Here is a 16,867-nt window from a genome sequence, read left to right as displayed (position 1 = left end):
CGGCGACGATCGCCGTTTGTGGAGTTCCGTGATTACGGAATGTTTGCAATAGTGGAGCATGACCTCCTCCCGAGACCTCGCCGGCGAGGTCGACGCGCTCCGAGCGCGGCTGGACCGCCTCGAGCGCGCTGACGCCCCCGCCGCGCCCGCCGCCGACGATCCGCTCTGGGCCCTGACCGCTCTCCGCGAGCGCCTGCCCTCTCCCGGCGGAGTCGTCTTCGCCGGCTCGGTCGCCACTCCGGCCGGCCCCGTCGAGTGGCAGTACGGCCTCAGCACCGATGCGTTCTTCGAGCGCGACTGGGGAGCGAGCCCCGGGCCGACCGCGCTCGCCGCCCTGGGAAGCCCTGTGCGCCTGCGGTTCCTGCAGGCGGTGGCCGGCGGAGTCGAGACCGTCGCCCAGCTCGCCGAGAGCGAGGGCGCGGGCACCACCGGGCAGATCTACCACCACGTCAACCAGCTGGTCGCCGCCGGCTGGCTGGAGGCGCGCGGCCGCGGCCGCTACGGCATCCCGCCGGAGCGCCTCGTCCCCCTGCTCGTGATCCTGCTCGCCTCCGGAGGACCCCGATGATCCGCCGCCGCCTCGCCCTCGCCGCCGCCTCCGCCGCGGCCGTCGTCCTGCTCGGCGGAGTGCTGCTCCGCCCCTCCGCTCCCACCCTCTCGACCGAGGCGACCGGCGACGCCGAGATCGCCGAGTGGCTCCGGACGGATGTCGGGGACGGGGCTCGGAACCACCTCGTCGCCGCCGTGGTCACGCCCGACGGCGTGCGCTACGGCGGACTCGGAGCCGACGAGCGGACCGAGGTCGAGATCGGATCGGTCACCAAGACGATGACCGCGCTCCTCCTCGCCCGGAGCGCCGCCGAGGGGACGGTCGGGCTCGAGGACCCCGCCGCGGACCACGCCGACGTCGGCGGCTTCACCGGGACGCTCGAGGAGCTGGCGACCCACCGCTCCGGCCTGCCGCGCCTCCCCGCCGGCATCGGCGACCTCGCCTCGACGCTCGTCGCCCAGCTGCGCGGCACCGACCCCTACGCGGGCTGGTCGGCCGACGACGTCCTCCGGCAGGCCGCCGACGCGGACCAGGGCGAGCACGTGCACGCCTACTCGAACCTCGGCGCGGCGGTGCTCGGCCAGACGCTCGCCCGCGCCGAGGGCCGCGACTACGCCGACCTCCTCCGCGAGCGCGTCCTCGATCCGCTCGGGATGACCGCGACCTCCGCCCCGGAGACCGCGGACGCCCTCCCCGCCGACGCGCCGACCGGCTTCTCGGCGACCGGGCGGCCCGTCGACGCGTGGACGATGGCGGGCTACGCGCCGGCGGGCGGCGTCCGCTCCACGGCGGCGGACATGGCCCGCTACGCGCAGGCCCTCCTCACCGACGACCCCGCGCTGGGAGTGCCCGCGGCGAGCGTCCTGGATCCGCGGTTCGACGCCGACGGGGCGCGGATCGGCCTCGGCTGGTTCACCTCGGAGTCGGAGGACGGCGGATCCGTCACCTGGCACAACGGAGGGACCTCCGGCTACTCGACGATGCTCGCGATGGACCGCGAGCGCAGCGTCGCGGTGTTCGTCAACGGGGACACGGCGAGCTCGGTCGACGAGCTCGGCCTGCGCCTGCTGGAGCGCGCCGGGGAGGAGTCGTGATGATCGCCTCGGTCCTCGTCCTGCTCGTCGTCGCGTTCACCGTCGGCCGCTTCGCCCTGGGGAGCGTCCCCCGGCGCCGGGCGGCCGGGCTCCTCGACCGCGACCGCGTCCGGACACTCGCCCGCGGCGTCGAGGCCGTCGCCGTGCTGCTGCTCGGGCGGGCGCTCGTCGACTGGTCGTCGCTGACGCTGCTCCCCTGGGCCGCGCTCGTGGCTCTCACTGCGGCCGGGGCGGCCGGCGCGGTGCTGCGCTGGGGCGGGCTGCCGTGGTTCGAGGATCCGGCGCGCCGCCGCTCGCGGACGACCGGGCTCGCGGCGACCGTCGCCGTGTCGGCGGTCCTGATCGGCGTCCTGGGCTGAGCGCCGGCGCCGTTGGGTCCACGCCCTGCGGTGGTGGTCGCGTGCTGCGGTGACGTCGGAGGAGTGGGGTCCGCCCGGGAGGGAGCGGCGTCAGCCGGTCTGCGCGGGGAGGTCGTCGGGCTCGGCGTTGTCGAGGACGCGGCCGTTCTGGTCGCCGACGCTCAGGACGGTCGTCGGGCGGAGGTTGAGGGTGTCGCCGCCGTAGAGGCTGTCGATGTCGACGCCGTCGCGGCGCACCGAGTTCAGCGCGGAGAGGTAGTCGGAGGTGATGCAGAACCGGTCCGCGATGCGCTCGCTGATGTCGCCGGCCGCCACCAGGTAGGAGGCAGGGGCGCCGTCGGAGGCGGTGCTCGCCGTTCCGGTCGCGCCGGCACGAGAGCCGCGGTCGCGTACGCGCTCGAGATCGACGCCGTCGAGCGTCCCCTCGTCGAGCGCCTGGACGACGCACTCGCCGGAGACGTCCTCGACGGGCGCGGGAGTGGTCGAGACGCTCGGCACCGGCCGCGGCGTGGACTCCGCTCCGGCGGCGGGCGGCGCCGTGGAGGCGGTCGGCTCGGCGGGTGCGGCGGCGGGGCTCGTCGCCTCCGCCGTGCAGCCGGCGAGCAGGACCGCGGCGGAGAGGGCGATCACGAGGCGCTGCGTCGTCCGGACCATTCCGCGACTCTAACCCGGCGCCCGCGCGGCCGGGTGCCACCGCGCCCAGCGGGGTGCGGGCGATCCCGCCGAGACCGGAGCAGCCGACCGGCGGGCAGCCCCGACCGAGGCGCGGCTCGGACGGCCCCTGGACAGCGCGCCCCCGATTGACCTCCCCCGTCGATCGGACCCATGCCGAGCACCTGTTGGACACGCGGCGGGAACCGGAGTCGACTGGGACCATGCAGTACACGCACCTCGGCCGCACCGGCCTGTCCGTCTCCCGCACCGTCCTCGGCACCATGAACTTCGGCATGCAGACCGAGGAGTCCGACTCGTTCGCGATCATGGACCGGGCGCACGAGCTCGGCGTCAACTTCTTCGACACGGCCGACGTGTACGGAGGCGAGGCCGGCCGCGGTGCCACCGAGGAGATCGTGGGCCGCTGGTTCGCGCAGGGCGGCGAGCGCCGCGAGCGCACCGTCCTCGCGACCAAGGTCTTCGGCGACATGGGCGAGTTCGCCGCTCCCGGAGCCGAGCGCGGCCGCGACTCCTGGCCCAACGGCGGCCGGCTCTCGGCGCTCACCCTGCGCCGCGCGCTCGACGAGAGCCTCCGCCGCCTGCAGACCGACCACATCGACCTGTACCAGTTCCACCACGTCGACCGGACGACGCCCTGGGACGAGATCTGGCAGGCGATGGAGGTCGCCGTGCAGCAGGGCAAGGTCCTCTACGTCGGCTCCAGCAACTTCGCCGGCTGGCACCTCGCCCAGGCGCAGGAGGCGGCGCGCGCCCGCCACTTCACCGGCCTCGCCTCCGAGCAGTCGATCTACAACCTGCTCGTCCGCGACGTCGAGCGCGAGGTCCTGCCCGCGGCGCTGCACTACGGACTCGGCGTCATCCCCTGGTCGCCGCTGCAGGGCGGGCTGCTGGGCGGCGTGCTCGAGAAGACCGCGGAGGGCGGGCGACGCTCCTCCGAGCGCACTCTCGCCGCGATCGAGGAGCACCGCCCCGCGCTGGAGCAGTGGGAGGCGTTCGCCCGCGAGCGCGGCGAGGCGCCCGGCGAGCTGGCGCTGGCGTGGCTCCTCCACCAGCCCGCCGTCACCGGTCCGATCACCGGGCCGCGGACGCTCGAGCAGCTCGAGAGCGCCGTCGCCGCCGTCGACATCACCCTCGACTCCGAGGCCCTCGCGCGCCTCGACGAGATCTTCCCCGGCCACCGGACCGCCCCCGAGGACTACGCCTGGTGACCACCCACCCCACTGCGAAGGAGCATTCATGAAGCAGCGCACTCTCGGCGACCTCCAGGTCGGCGCGATCGGACTCGGCGGCATGCCGATGTCGATCGAGGGCCGCCCGGACCGCGAGCGCTCGATCGCCACGATCCACGCGGCCCTCGACGCCGGCGTGACCCTGATCGACACGGCCGACGCCTACCACCTCGCCACCCAGGACGACCTCGGCCACAACGAACTGCTCATCGCGGAGGCGCTGCGCAGCTACGGCGGCGACACCTCCGCCGTGCTCGTCGCCACCAAGGGCGGACACCTGCGGCGCGAGCCCGGCCCCTGGGACCAGGACGGCCGCCCCGAGTACCTCAAGGAGGCGGCTCGTGCGTCCGCGAAGCGCCTGGGCGTCGACGCGATCGGCCTCTACCAGTACCACCGGCCCGACCCGGCGGTCCCCTACGCCGACTCGATCGGCGCGCTGGCCGAGCTGCTCGACGAGGGCGTCGTCCTGCGCGCGGGCATCTCGAACGCCGACCCGGATCAGATCCGCGAGGCGCACGGCATCCTCGGCGAGCGCCTGGTCTCGGTGCAGAACCAGTTCTCGCCGTCGTTCCGCTCCAGCGAGCCGGAGCTCGAGCTCTGCGCCGAGCTGGGACTGGCGTTCCTGCCGTGGAGCCCGCTCGGCGGCATCTCCTCGGCGGGCGAGCTCGGCTCGCGCTACTCCGCGTTCGCGGCGGTCGCCGAGGCCCGCGGAGTGACGCCGCAGGTCGTCTGCCTCGCCTGGGAGCTGGCGAAGGCCCCGGTCGTGCTGCCGATCCCGGGCGCCTCCCGCCCCGAGAGCATCCGCGACTCCGCCACGGCGGCCGACCTGGAGCTCACGGCCGAGGAGCTGGCCTCGCTCGACTGATTCGGTTCCCCACGCAGGAAGGATCTCGTTCCGGCCCCCGCCCGACGCGGATCGGCCCACGCCGGAACGGATCCTTCCTGCGTTCTGAACACGACCGGCGTCAGACCGCGTCCTCCAGCGGCTGAGGCAGCGCGGCGACGAACGCCCGGGCTGCGGCGCTCGGCCGCTCCGGCACCGCCACCATCGTCCGCCACACCAGCAGCGGATCGGCGAGCGCCACCGCCCGCAGCCCGGCCGGGCGCTTCTCGGCGAAGTGCGCCGGCACGACCGCGATCCCCATGCCGTACTCGACCAGGTCGAGCAGCGTGTGCACGTCGTTCACCTCGAGCTCGACCTCGAATGCGAGACCGTGCGCCGCGAACGCCCGCGCCGCGAGGTGGCTCGCCGCCCAGTGCTCCTGCAGCCCCACGATCGTCTCGCCCGCCAGGTCCGGGATGCGGCAGCCGACGCGGCTCGCGAGCGGGTGACCCGGGCGCACGAGCACCGCGAATCCCTCGCTCGCCAGCGGCATCGTCCGCACGCCGCCCGGCACTGCTCCGATGTCGGCCACCAGCGCCAGGTCGAGGCGGCCGGCGGCGACGGAGTCGAGCAGCGTGCCGGACCCCTCGTGGATCAGCCGCAGCGCGACTCCCGGGTGCTGCTCGCGGAAGGTCGCGAGCTCGCGCGGCAGGTGCACGCCGCCGAGGCACTCCTCCGTGCCCACCGCGAGGCTCCCGCGGAGCACCCCCTGGACGGCGAGCACCGCGTCGCGGGCGGCGAGCGCGCTGGCGACCGAGCGCTCCGACTCCGCGAGCATCGCCCGGCCGGCCGGCGTCAGCTCGACCCGGCGCGTGCTGCGGGTGAAGAGGGGGCTGCCCAGCTCGCTCTCGAGCGCGCGGATCGACGCCGAGAGCCCCGACTGCGAGATCTGCAGGGCGCTCGCGGCGCGGGTGAAGTGCTGCTCCTTCGCGACGGCGAGGAAGTGTTCGAGCTGACGCAGTTCCATGGGTCCATCCTCGTCGCGCGGGCGGAGGAGCGGGGACCGGACGCGGCAGTCCGCAGCGGCTGCTCGGCCGCCGGGTGCGGAGGCGTCCGGCGGGCACGGCGGCAGCAGGAGGGAGCCGCCGGCTCGGCTCAGGCGTCGGCGGACGAGATCGCGAGGACGATCGCCGTCAGCGTCGTCCGGAGGCGCTCGAGCGACTCGGCCTCCGATTCGTCCTCGAGGATCGACTGCTTCACCGCGTCGTCGTAGCCCGCGACCAGCAGGCGCACGGCCGTCGTCGGCTCGAGCGAGAACTCGCGGCGGACCTGGCGCAGCGCCCCGTGCACGATCTGGACGAGCGAGGCGTCGAAGCCGGCCCGGAAGTCGCGGTACTGCGGAGCGATCCGCGGGTCGCGCAGCGCGAGCAGCTCGAACTCCGACTCGACCACGCACCAGCGGCGGTTGTCGGTGGCCGGCCCCTGGAGGAAGTCGAGGATGACCACGGCCAGCGTCTCGGCCGTCAGCGGCTCGTCGGCCGAGACGACGCGCGGGATCGTGCGGTCCATCTGCTCGACGAGGGCGGTCACCCGGGCGCCGTTCTCCCGCTCCATCAGCGCGAAGAACAGCTCCTCCTTGGTGGAGAAGTTGGAGTAGAAGGCGCCGCGCGAGAAGCCGGCGCGCTCGCAGATCTGCTCGACGGACGCGCTGTGCACGCCCGTCTCGGCGAAGACGTCATAGGCCGCGTCGAGCAGGCGCTCGCGGGTGCGGCCGCGGCGGGAGGTCTCGGGAGGGGTGGAGTCGATCGCCGTCATCGCCAGCCTCCTGCCCGTCCTGTCAACACCTTCGACGCTGTTCACCTTATCCGATACATTCACGTATCGAATACGGTCCTGTATCGGATACGCTCGTGTATCGGAGCCCCGCTCCGCCCTGGTACAGAGACGTATCGCCATCCTCCCCACCCATCGTCAGGAGACCGCGTGTCGTCGCTGCTCTACCGTCTCGGTCGTCGCGTGTACCGCGCCCACCGCCTCGTCGCCGTCCTGTGGCTGCTGATCGTGGTGGCGGGCGGAGGAGGGGCGCTGCTGCTCAACCAGGGCACCGACAACACGTTCTCCATCCCGGGCACGCAGTCGCAGACCGCCCTCGACCAGCTCGAGCGCACCTTCCCCCAGGTCAGCGGCACGTCCGCGCGGTACGTGGTCGTCGCGCCCGACGGAGGCAGCGTCCAGGACGCCGACGTGAAGGGCCCGGTCGCCGACGCAGTCGCCGCGCTCGGCGACGTCGACGAGGTCGCGGCCGTCACGGACCCCTACTCCGACAGCGTCTCCGGCACGATCTCCGACGCCGGGAACGCCCTCGTCATCACCGCGCAGATGGACGGCTCCGCCACCACCACGAGCCCCGAGAGCCGCGACGCGCTGAAGGCCGAGGCGACGACCCTCCAGGACGCGCTGCCCGCCGGCTCCGTGGTCTCGCTCGGCGGCGACCTCTTCGCCCAGAACCTCCCCGGCGTGACCATCACCGAGGCCATCGGCCTGGTGGTCGCCCTCGTCGTCCTCGTGCTCACCTTCGGCTCGTTCCTGGCCGCCGGCATGCCGCTGGTCACCGCGCTGCTCGGCGTCGCCCTCTCGATGTCGGCGATCTTCATCGCCACCCGCTTCGCCTCGATCTCCTCGACCACGCCGCTCCTGGCGCTGATGCTGGGCCTGGCGGTCGGCATCGACTACGCCCTCTTCATCATCAGCCGCCACCAGGACCAGCTGAAGCAGGGCATGGACCCGGAGGAGTCGACCGCGCGAGCGACCGCGACCGCGGGCTCCGCCGTCGTCTTCGCGGGCCTGACCGTGATCATCGCGCTCGTCGGCCTCTCGGTCGCGGGCATCCCGTTCCTCACCACGATGGGCGTCGCGGCGGCGGGCGGAGTCGCGATCGCCGTGGTCATCGCGCTCACCCTGACCCCCGCCCTCCTCGGCTTCGCCGGGGCGCGGCTGCGCCCCAAGGAGCGCCGCGCGAAGAAGAGGGCCGCGAAGGCCGCCGCCGCCGCGGGCACCCACGTCGACACCGAGGCTCACGAGGAGGCGGCCACCGCCTCCCCCGGCGGCCACGTGCACGCCGAGGTCCCGCGCGGGTTCTTCCGCGGCTGGGTCCGGGTCGTCACGCGGTTCCCGATCGTGACGATCATCGCGGTGATCGGCGTGCTCGGCGTCGCGAGCATCCCGGCGCTCAGCCTCCGCCTCGCCCTGCCGGACGCGGGCTACCAGGCCGAGGGCACGCCCGCGCGCACCACCTACGACCTGCTCGCCGAGAACTTCGGCGCCGGCTACAACGGCCCGCTCATCGTCACCGGGACGATCATCGGCTCGACCGATCCGCTCGGCCTCATGGACGACCTCAAGGGCGAGATCGAGAAGCTCGACGGAGTCGCCTCGGTGCCGCTCGCGACGCCCAACGAGACCGCCGACACCGGCATCATCCAGGTGATCCCCGAGGGCGGCCCCGACTCCGAGGCCACCAAGGCGCTGGTCGCCGAGATCCGCGACAAGCACGACTACTTCCAGCAGGAGTACGGCGTCGACCTCGCGGTGACCGGCCAGACCGCGGTCGGGATCGACATCTCGGACACGCTCGCCAAGGCCCTCCTGCCGTTCGGCCTGCTCGTCGTGGGCCTGTCGCTGGTGCTGCTGACGATGGTGTTCCGCTCGCTCTGGGTGCCGATCAAGGCGACGCTGGGCTACCTGCTGTCCGTCGGCGCGTCCTTCGGCGCCGTGGCGGCGGTGTTCGAGTGGGGATGGTTCTCGGACGCGCTGCACGTCGACAAGACGGGCCCGATCATCAGCTTCATGCCGATCATCCTGATGGGCGTGCTCTTCGGCCTCGCGATGGACTACGAGGTGTTCCTGGTCTCGCGGATGCGCGAGGACTACGTGCACGGGAGGCCGGCGCGCGCCGCCGTCGAGTCGGGCTTCGTCGGCTCGGCCAAGGTGGTCACGGCCGCCGCGGTCATCATGTTCTCGGTCTTCGCCGCCTTCGTGCCGGAGGGGGACACCAACATCAAGCCGATCGCGCTCGGGCTCGCCGTGGGCGTCTTCGTCGACGCGTTCATCGTGCGGATGACGCTGGTGCCCGCCGTGCTGCACCTGCTCGGCGACCGCGCCTGGCACATGCCGCGCTGGCTCGACCGCGTCCTGCCGTCCTTCGACGTCGAGGGCGAGGGCCTCACGAAGGAGCTCGCGCTGGCCGACTGGCCGGAGCCCGGATCCACCGACGTGATCGCGGCGGAGGACCTCCGCCTCGACGGACCCGACGGCCCCGTCTACAGCGGCGTCTCGCTGCGGGTCGCGCCCGGCTCCTCCCTCGTGGTCCACGGGCCGCACCGCTCCGGCCGCACCGCGCTGCTGCTGAGCATCGCCGGCCGGCTCGCCCCCGACTCCGGGCGCCTGAAGGTCGCGGGCCTGGTCGTGCCGATCCGCTCCGCCGCCGTGCGCGGCCGAGTCGGGCTGGTGCGCCTCGCCGGAGCCGCCGACCCCGTCGCCGACGTCCGGTCGGCCCTGGAGTCGGCCCCGCCGATCCTGGTGCTCGACGACCTCGACACGGTCACCGACCCGCAGCTGCGCAGTGCGATCCGGGCCGAGCTCGACGCCGCCCGCGCCGCCGACGACGCGTTCACCGTGGTCGCCTCCTCCGTCGACGCCGAGGCGCTCGACGACCTCCTCCCCTCCGACCGCGGCGTGCTCGCGGTCTCGCCCGCGGCCGAGCGCCGCGCGATCGCAAAGGTCCTCTGACAGATGGCTCTCCTCTCCCTCGAACGCCCCCGCGGCGTCAAGAAGGTGTCCTGGCTGACCCTTCTCGGGATCGTCCTGGTCCCCCTTGTCATCGGCGGCCTCCTGGTGTGGGCGCTCTGGAACCCGACCGAGCGCCTCGACACGATCACGGCCGCCGTGGTCAACGAGGACACTCCGGTCGAGATCAACGGGCAGACCGTGCCGCTCGGCCGCCAGCTCGCGGCCGGCCTCGTGACGGGCGGCACCGACTCCGCGAGCTCGGACGCCCCCTCCGCCACCCCCTCGGCGAGCGCGACCCCGTCGGCGAGCGCGACCCCGGTGCCCAACGTCTCCGGCTCGGACTCGACGGGCAACTTCACCTGGGTCCTCACCGACAAGGACGACGCCGCGAAGGGCCTCGCCGACGGCAGCTACGCGACCGTCGTGACGATCCCCTCGTCCTTCTCCGCCGCCGCCACCTCGTACTCGGGCGACGCCGCGGAGGCGACGAAGGCGACCATCGACATCGCCACCAGCGAGAAGGCCAAGCTCGTCGACGACGCCATCTCGGCGACCGTCACCAGCACCGCCACCTCGCTGCTCAACACGCAGCTGACCACGGCCTACCTCGAGAACGTCTACGTCGGCTTCAACACCCTCAACGAGCAGATCGGCCAGGCGGCCGAGGGCGCGGGCACGCTCGCCGACGGCGCCGACCAGCTCGGCACCGGCGCCTCCACCCTCGCCGACGGTACGAGCAGCCTCGCCGACGGGATCGACGAGCTCGCCACCGGCGCCTCCTCGCTCTCGGACGGCGTCGGGCAGATCGGCACCGGAGCCTCGTCCCTCGCCGACGGCGTGGGGCAGCTCGGCACCGGGGCCTCCGACCTCTCCGGCGGAGTCGCGCAGCTGGCCACCGGCGCGCGCGGCGTCGCCGGCGGAGTGGGACAGCTCGCGACGGGCGCCCGCGACTCGGCGACCGGCGCGACCGCGCTGCAGGGCGGCGCCTCCGACCTGGCCGACGGGCTCGACCAGCTGCGGGAGGGAGTGGTGAGGACCGGCGACGGGACTCAGCAGGTCGCCGCCCTCAGCGCCGGCGCCGCCGCCGCCACCGCGCAGACGTTCGCCGGCCTCTCGACCGTCCTCGAGTCCTGCACGACCGCGGAGTGCATCGCGGCGAAGGCGGTCCTCGCCTCGACGAGCGGGCCCACCGGAGCCGTGACCCTCACCGAGCAGACCGCGGGAGCCGTCGCCGGGATCGACGCGGGCATCCGCCTCGGAGGCGACGGGCAGCCCTCGCTGATCGACGGGGTCGGGCAGTCCGCCACCGGCGCGCGCACTCTCTCGGGAGGCATCGGACAGCTGTCCGCCGGCCTGACGCAGCTCGCCGACGGCGCGGACACCGCCGCGGGGGGCGCGTCTCAGCTCGCCGACGGCGCCGACACCACGGCGGCGGGAGCGGCGCAGCTCGCGACCGGCGCGACCACCGCCGCGGGCGGCGCCCGCGACCTCGCGACCGGAGCGACCACCGCCGCGGGGGGCGCCGCCGACCTCGCCACGGGAGCCTCCTCCGCCGCCGACGGAGCCGACCAGCTCGCCGACGGCGCGAGCGGGGTCTCGGACGGCGCCGTGCAGCTCGCCGACGGCACCCGCACGCTCGCCACCGGGCTCGACGCGGCCGTCGCTCAGCTCCCGACCTACACCGAGTCGGAGTCGACCAACCTGGCCGACGTCGTCTCGGACCCGGTCGAGAACGCGAGCAGCGCGACCGACCTGTTCGGAGCCTCCAGCGTCCCGTTCTTCGCGACCATCGCCCTCTGGCTCGGCGCCCTCGCGACGTTCCTGGTGCTCGCCGCGTTCTCGCACCGCGCGCTCTCCTCGACCCGCTCCTCCGCGGCGCTCGCCCTCTCCTCCTACGTGCCGGCGCTCGTGATCGGCGTGGTGCAGGGGCTCGCGGTCGCGATCGTGATGAGCGGGGTCGCGGGGCTGGAGCCGGGCCGCTGGGTCGGCTTCGCCCTCCTGGCGATGCTCACCGGCGCCTCGTTCGCCGCAGTGAACCAGGGGCTGGTCGCCCTGCTCGGCGGGATCGGCCGCTTCCTCGCGATGGTCGCGGCGGTGATCGGGCTCGGCGCGGGCATCATCTCGACGGTCCCCGGGCTGTTCGACGACGTGCTCGGGTTCCTGCCGCTCTCGGCGGCGCAGAACGCGCTGTCCGGAGTGGTCGAGGGCACCGACGGCACGGCCGGCGCCGTCGTCGGCCTGGTGATCTGGCTGCTGTTCGGCCTGCTGCTCACGGTCGCCGCGATCGCCCGCCGCAGGGTCGTCTCGGTCCGCGCCCTGCACCGCACCGCCGAGGCGTAGGCCGCGCCTCGCGCCACTCCTCCCCCGAACCGGGGACGGGTGGCGCGAGGATCGCGCCACCGACGCGCCTGTCCGGGCGACCGGCCCCGGCCGGGGCTAGCCTGACGCGATGGAGTCGGAACCGATGGCGATCCGGACGCGACGGGTGCACGGCCCGTCGGTCCTGCGGCGCCTCCGCGCCCTCCTCCTGCGGCTCCTCGGCGCCGGCCTCACGGCCGTGCTCATCCCGTTCGCCGTCCTCGCGGACCGCCGCGGCATCCTCGACGAGTCGGTGCTCGCGCTCGGGCTCCTCGCCCTCACCGTCGTCATCGGGCTGGTCTCGGCGGTCTCGCTCTTCGTCGTCTCCCCCACCCGCGTGATGACGACCGAGACGCAGGTCGTGCTGATGCGCGGCCGCCGCCGCCGCGAGCAGTGGCCCCGCCGGTCGGTCCGCTTCCTCGAGTCCGCCGACGGCGACGGCTTCGTCGCCTGGTGCCGCGGCGACGGAGTCGAGGTCCGCTGCGCGCACTTCCGCCCGGAGGACCTCGCCGCCCTGCTCGCCGACCTCGGCGCCGCCGCCCGCGTCCGCGACGCTCTGCCGCCCGCTCTGGCCGGGCCCGCCTCGGCCGTCCGCTTCCGGCCGCACCGTGCTCCGCTCCGGCGCCGGGCGGTCGCCCTGGTCGTCGTCGCCACGGAGGCGTTCGCCGCCGGCGTCCTGGCCGTCGCCCTCGCGGGATCCCCGTCGGGCGACCGCGCGCAGATCGCGCTGGGGGCGGTCGTCGTGGCGCTCTCCCTCCCGCTCGGGCTGGTCGCCGCGCGGCTGGCGCTGAGGCCCGGGCTGCCCGGCTCGATCGTGGTGTCGGAGTCGGCCATCCAGATCGACGGGCTGATCTTCCCGCTCGAGGCCCTGCGCTCGGTCGTCGCCTCGAGCCCGACGGGGAGCCGGGGCCTCCGGCTGACCCTCACCGAGACCAACGGCCGCATCACGGAGGTCCCCCTCGGGCTCCGGGTGCCGACGCTGCGGCGCGACCAGCTCTTCCCCGACTACCCGCTGCTGCTCGGCGTGCTGCGCGAGCGCACGGCGGGGCTGCTGCGGATCGAGGGCTGAGGCTCAGTCCTCGGCGCCGTCGGCGATGCGCTGGTGGTGGTGGATGACCTCCGCGACGATGAAGCCGAGGAACTTCTCGGCGAACGCCGGGTCGAGGTGGGACTCCTCGGCGAGCGCCCGCAGCCGCGCGATCTGGCGGGCCTCGCGCTCGAGGTCCGCGGCGGGCAGCCCGTGCGCGGCCTTCAACCGGCCGACCTTCTGCGTGAACTTGAAGCGCTCGGCGAGCAGGTGGATCAGCGCCGCGTCGATGTTGTCGATGCTCTGACGGATCTGCACGAGCTCGGCCCGCGCCTGGGACTCCTCGTGCGACGGCTCCTCGTGCGACAGCTCCTCGGTCATGCCCCGACCCTAACGGACCGCCCCCGGACGCGACGACGGCCCCTGCCCGGAGTCCGGGAGGGGCCGTCGAGAGGGCTCGGTCAGTCGACCAGGTTGATCTGCACAGGGATGTTGCCGCGGGTGGCGTTGGAGTACGGGCAGAGCTGGTGCGCCGCATCGGCGACCTTCTGCGCGTCCTCGGAGCTCGCCTTCGGCACGTAGACGTCGAGCTCGACCGAGAGGCCGAAGCCGTCGGAGTCGTTCTTCCCGATCGAGACGCTGGCCGAGACGGCCGCGTCGGTCGTGTCGATCTTCAGCTGGCGACCGGCGCCGTGCAGGGCGCTGAGGAAGCAGGCGGAGTAGCCGGCCGCGAACAGCTGCTCGGGGTTGGTCCCCTCTCCGGAGCCGCCGAGCTCCTGCGGGGCTCGAGTGTCGAGGTCGAGTCGGTCGTCCTCGGTGCGGACGTGGCCGTCGCGTCCTCCACCGGAGGCGTGGGCGATGGCGGTGTAGAGAGCATCCATCCCCCCATCCCACCACTCGGCCGCCGTGAGTCGGGTGAACGCGGGATGCACGTCCGTGCGTTCTCCCGGGAATCCCCCTCGGGAACGCTCCGGGGAGCGTCAAGCCCCTCCCCCTCGGCGCCCTCCGGGTGTGCGGTGGAGGGACACCGACCCCGACCGGCGCGAGCCGGAGAACGGACACGAGCATGCGAGCACTCACCTGGCAGGGCATCGAGAAGGTCTCGGTCGAGACCGTCCCCGACCCCCGCATCCAGCAGCCGACCGACGCGATCGTCCGGATCACCTCGACCGCGATCTGCGGCTCCGACCTGCACCTCTACCGCCTCCTCGGGCCCTACCTCGACCGCGGCGACGTGCTCGGCCACGAGCCCATGGGCGTCGTCGAGGAGGTGGGCTCCGGGATCACCACGCTGAAGGTCGGAGACCGGGTCGTCGTCCCGTTCACCATCGCCTGCGGCGAGTGCTTCATGTGCCGCCGCGGGCTGCAGTCGCAGTGCGAGACGACGCAGGTCACGGAGTACGGCTCGGGAGCGTCGCTCTTCGGCTACACGAAGATGTACGGCCAGGTCCCCGGCGGACAGGCCGAGCTGCTCCGCGTGCCGCTGGCCGACTACAACACGATCGTCGTCGGCACGGATCTGCCGGACGAGCGCTACCTGTTCCTCAGCGACATCGTGCCCACCGCCTGGCAGGGCGTGGAGTACGCGCAGGTGCCCGACGGCGGGACCCTGGTCGTCTTCGGCCTCGGCCCGGTCGGCCAGTTCGCCGCGCGGATCGGCGCCCACCGCGGCTACCGCGTCCTCGCCGTGGAGCCCGTGGCCGAGCGGCGCGCGATGGCCGAGCGGTACGGCGTCGAGACGTTCGACCTGTCCGACGACATCACCGCCCAGCTGCGCGACCTCACGGACGGGCGCGGCCCCGACTCCGTCGTCGACGCGGTCGGCATGGAGGCGCACGGCTCGCCGGTCGGCTCGTTCGCGCAGTCGATGGCGGGGCTCCTGCCCGATCCGATCGCCCGCAAGGCGATGGACACGGTCGGCGTCGACCGGCTCGCCGCGGTCCACGCCTCCCTCGACCTGGTCCGCCGCGGCGGCACCGTCTCGCTGAGCGGGGTCTACGGCGGAGAGGCCGACCCGATGCCGCTGAAGTCGATGTTCGACAAGCAGGTGACGGTGCGGATGGGCCAGTGCAACGTGAAGCGCTGGATCGACGACCTGCTGCCGCTGGTGGAGGACTCCACCGATCCGCTCGGCGTGATGGACCTCGTCACCCACCGGGCCCCGCTCGAGGATGCTCCGGCGCTCTACGAGACCTTCCAGAAGAAGGAGGACGGCTGCATCAAGGTCGTCCTGCACCCCTAGCGGGGAACGGCGAAGGCGGCGCCCCCCGAGGGGAGCGCCGCCTTCGCGGTACTGCCGAGACCTACTTGAAGACGTCCTTGACGTCCTCGCCGGCCTTCTTGGCCGAGGCCGCGGCCTGGTCCTTCTGGCCTTCGGCCTTCAGGCTCTCGTCGCCCTTGTGGTCGCCGATCGCTTCCTTCGCCTTGCCGGCGATGTCCTGCGCGGCGTTCTTGATCTTGTCATCGAGCCCCATGGTGGTGCCTCCTTCGCTGATCGTTGGCACGACCGTAGGACCGGGAACTGCCCGCTTCCTGGGAGTCGGAAGGGGCTTGCCCGGGCGCCCGCTGGACTGTCATGATTCGCGCCCTCGACCGGCGACGGCCGGCCGAGGGCGCGGGATCAGGTCGCCGGAGTGGCGGACTCGGACGGGGCCGACTGCGAGGGCGCGTTCGTGGGCGTCTGCGTCGATCCGTCGTCGGCGCTGGTGGGCACCGCGCTCCCCGACTGGTTCGGCGTCTGGGCGTCGCCGGTGCAGCCGGCCAGGAGGCCGATCGTCAGGGCGGAGGCGCCGAGCGCCCCGAGGACCCGTGCGGCGCTCACTTGCCCGTCACCGCGTCCTTGACGGCCCCCACGGCCTTCTCGACGATGTTCGGCTTCGGGTCGGTTCCGTAGAAGCGCTCGTCCGGCTGGGTGGGAGGGGGCATCGGGACGCTGCCGCCGGGCTCGGCGGCCCGGTAGCTGAACTCGCCCTTGCCGTCGGGGGTCGGCCCCGAGGCCCAGCTGCCCTCAGAAGCCGCCGCTCCGTCCGAGAAGTTGATGTACTCGTACGACACGGAGCGCTCCTCCTTCGAGATCGGGAAGTTCGAGGGCACGGGCAGGTCCTCGCGACCCTCGGCGCGCAGTTCGGCCGCCGCCGCGATCCACTGGTTCTGGTGCATGGTGTCGCGGGCCAGGAGGAACGACAGGAGGTCGCGCACGCCGTGGTCGTCGGTCATGTGGTAGAGCCGGGCGACCTGGAGGCGGCCCTGCATCTCGGCGTTCGCGTTGGCGGTGAAGTCGGCCAGCAGGTTGCCGCTGGCGGTGATGTAAGAGCCCTGCCACGGGTTGCCCATGCTGTCGACGGGGCGCACGCCGGCGCCGGCCACGATGGCGTGCTGCACATCGGAGCCGCCGATGACCGCCGCGAGCACGGGGTCCTTCTTCATCGCGTCCTCGGACTGCTCGACCGGGGCCTTCTCGAGCAGCTGGGCGATCATCACGGCGATCATCTCGACGTGGCCGAACTCCTCGGCGCCGATGCCGAAGAGCAGGGCCCGGTACTTGCCCGGGTCGTGGGCGTTCCAGGCCTGGAAGCCGTACTGCATCGCCACGGTGATCTCGCCGTACTGGCCGCCGAGCACCTCCTGGAAGCGGCGGGCGAAGACCGCGTCGGGCTTCGAGGGAGTGGCCGTGAACTGGAGTTCCTGACGGTGGAAGAACATGACTGGTTGCCTTTCCGGGGTAGCCGGGCGGATCCGGGTGCGGACGTCCGATGTCTGTCCTCTCGACGCTAAGGATCCCCATTCGCAGGTCAGAAGGGGCTTGACGCGGCAGCGGAGCAGTCGATCCACGGGCCCTCGGGTCCCGCCCTCGTGGGCGCGGGATGGTAGCCCCATCGGGGGGTCAGCCGCTATGCCCTTCCCGGTACTCGAGGGCCGCAACAGACTGGCGACGCCGGCACGCATTCATTTCCCCACTCGATCC

17 protein-coding genes are annotated in these 16,867 nt (G+C 73.5%); 9 read left to right on the top strand and 8 right to left on the bottom strand.

Annotation, left to right across the window (positions count from 1 at the left end; genetic code table 11):
- Positions 1-58: 58 nt before the first annotated feature.
- Genes C5D44_RS11190 through C5D44_RS11180 form a run of 3 tightly spaced genes read left to right on the top strand, consistent with a single transcriptional unit; the run spans position 59 to position 2,003 of the window.
- On the top strand, positions 59-568 hold the full coding sequence (locus C5D44_RS11190; RefSeq protein ID WP_104277568.1) for a winged helix-turn-helix domain-containing protein: 510 nt from the start codon (positions 59-61) through the stop codon (positions 566-568).
- Complete coding sequence (locus tag C5D44_RS11185; protein WP_104281690.1) at positions 565-1,644, top strand: serine hydrolase; 1,080 nt, start codon at positions 565-567, stop codon at positions 1,642-1,644. Before C5D44_RS11190 ends, C5D44_RS11185 begins: the two co-directional genes overlap by 4 nt.
- Positions 1,644-2,003 carry a hypothetical protein gene (locus tag C5D44_RS11180; RefSeq protein WP_104281689.1) on the top strand — a complete coding sequence of 120 codons (360 nt, stop codon included), beginning with the start codon at positions 1,644-1,646 and terminating at the stop codon, positions 2,001-2,003. Before C5D44_RS11185 ends, C5D44_RS11180 begins: the two co-directional genes overlap by 1 nt.
- Positions 2,004-2,093: 90 nt before the next feature.
- On the opposite strand, the gene C5D44_RS11175 is transcribed toward C5D44_RS11180, so the two are convergent.
- Entirely contained in the window at positions 2,094-2,657 is a 564-nt protein-coding gene (locus C5D44_RS11175; protein ID WP_104281688.1) for a hypothetical protein, read from the bottom strand.
- A gap of 221 nt (positions 2,658-2,878) precedes the next feature.
- Here C5D44_RS11175 and C5D44_RS11170 point away from each other — a divergent pair, with 221 nt between their 5' ends.
- Both C5D44_RS11170 and C5D44_RS11165 read left to right on the top strand, forming a co-directional pair.
- Positions 2,879-3,886 carry an aldo/keto reductase gene (locus C5D44_RS11170; protein ID WP_104277564.1) on the top strand — a complete coding sequence of 336 codons (1,008 nt, stop codon included), beginning with the start codon at positions 2,879-2,881 and terminating at the stop codon, positions 3,884-3,886.
- Between the two features lie 28 nt (positions 3,887-3,914).
- Positions 3,915-4,772, top strand: coding sequence for an aldo/keto reductase (locus tag C5D44_RS11165; RefSeq protein ID WP_104281687.1), 858 nt, complete (start codon positions 3,915-3,917; stop codon positions 4,770-4,772).
- Positions 4,773-4,872: 100 nt separating this feature from the next.
- Here C5D44_RS11165 and C5D44_RS11160 read toward each other — a convergent pair whose 3' ends face one another.
- Complete coding sequence (locus C5D44_RS11160) at positions 4,873-5,757, bottom strand: LysR family transcriptional regulator (protein ID WP_104281686.1); 885 nt, start codon at positions 5,755-5,757, stop codon at positions 4,873-4,875.
- Positions 5,758-5,885: 128 nt separating this feature from the next.
- Positions 5,886-6,545: a TetR/AcrR family transcriptional regulator gene (locus tag C5D44_RS11155; RefSeq protein WP_104277561.1), complete on the bottom strand. Its 660-nt coding sequence runs from the start codon at positions 6,543-6,545 to the stop codon at positions 5,886-5,888.
- A gap of 168 nt (positions 6,546-6,713) precedes the next feature.
- Between C5D44_RS11155 and C5D44_RS11150 the strand changes: the two genes are divergently transcribed.
- From C5D44_RS11150 to C5D44_RS11140, 3 genes are all read left to right on the top strand, one after another.
- Entirely contained in the window at positions 6,714-9,518 is a 2,805-nt protein-coding gene (locus tag C5D44_RS11150; protein ID WP_104281684.1) for an MMPL family transporter, read from the top strand.
- 3 nt (positions 9,519-9,521) lie between these two features.
- The gene (locus C5D44_RS11145) at positions 9,522-11,858 is read left to right on the top strand and encodes a YhgE/Pip domain-containing protein (protein ID WP_104281683.1); all 2,337 of its coding nucleotides are present in this window, start codon (positions 9,522-9,524) and stop codon (positions 11,856-11,858) included.
- A 109-nt stretch (positions 11,859-11,967) separates the two neighbouring features.
- A complete protein-coding gene (locus C5D44_RS11140) occupies positions 11,968-12,945 on the top strand; it encodes a hypothetical protein (protein WP_146088035.1) in 978 nt (325 codons plus the stop codon).
- A gap of 3 nt (positions 12,946-12,948) precedes the next feature.
- On the opposite strand, the gene C5D44_RS11135 is transcribed toward C5D44_RS11140, so the two are convergent.
- The gene (locus tag C5D44_RS11135; RefSeq protein ID WP_104277557.1) at positions 12,949-13,284 is read right to left on the bottom strand and encodes a chorismate mutase; all 336 of its coding nucleotides are present in this window, start codon (positions 13,282-13,284) and stop codon (positions 12,949-12,951) included.
- Positions 13,285-13,364: 80 nt separating this feature from the next.
- Positions 13,365-13,784 carry an organic hydroperoxide resistance protein gene (locus C5D44_RS11130; protein WP_104222761.1) on the bottom strand — a complete coding sequence of 140 codons (420 nt, stop codon included), beginning with the start codon at positions 13,782-13,784 and terminating at the stop codon, positions 13,365-13,367.
- Positions 13,785-13,969: 185 nt separating this feature from the next.
- Between C5D44_RS11130 and C5D44_RS11125 the strand changes: the two genes are divergently transcribed.
- Entirely contained in the window at positions 13,970-15,145 is a 1,176-nt protein-coding gene (locus C5D44_RS11125) for a zinc-dependent alcohol dehydrogenase (protein WP_104281681.1), read from the top strand.
- 61 nt (positions 15,146-15,206) lie between these two features.
- On the opposite strand, the gene C5D44_RS11120 is transcribed toward C5D44_RS11125, so the two are convergent.
- The 3 genes from C5D44_RS11120 to C5D44_RS11110 form a co-directional block, all read right to left on the bottom strand.
- Positions 15,207-15,377, bottom strand: coding sequence for a CsbD family protein (locus C5D44_RS11120; protein ID WP_104281680.1), 171 nt, complete (start codon positions 15,375-15,377; stop codon positions 15,207-15,209).
- Between the two features lie 146 nt (positions 15,378-15,523).
- Positions 15,524-15,724, bottom strand: a complete 201-nt coding sequence (locus C5D44_RS11115) for a hypothetical protein (protein ID WP_104281679.1) — start codon at positions 15,722-15,724, stop codon at positions 15,524-15,526.
- On the bottom strand, positions 15,721-16,605 hold the full coding sequence (locus C5D44_RS11110) for a manganese catalase family protein (protein WP_104281678.1): 885 nt from the start codon (positions 16,603-16,605) through the stop codon (positions 15,721-15,723). Before C5D44_RS11110 ends, C5D44_RS11115 begins: the two co-directional genes overlap by 4 nt.
- Between the last annotated feature and the right edge of the window lie 262 nt (positions 16,606-16,867).

Origin of the sequence: Rathayibacter sp. AY1B5, from assembly GCF_002932795.1 — a bacterium.
In the GTDB taxonomy this organism is placed as follows: domain Bacteria; phylum Actinomycetota; class Actinomycetes; order Actinomycetales; family Microbacteriaceae; genus Rathayibacter.
The sequence above is the reverse complement of the archived record's forward strand: the minus strand, read 5'-3'. Positions and strand labels throughout refer to the sequence as shown.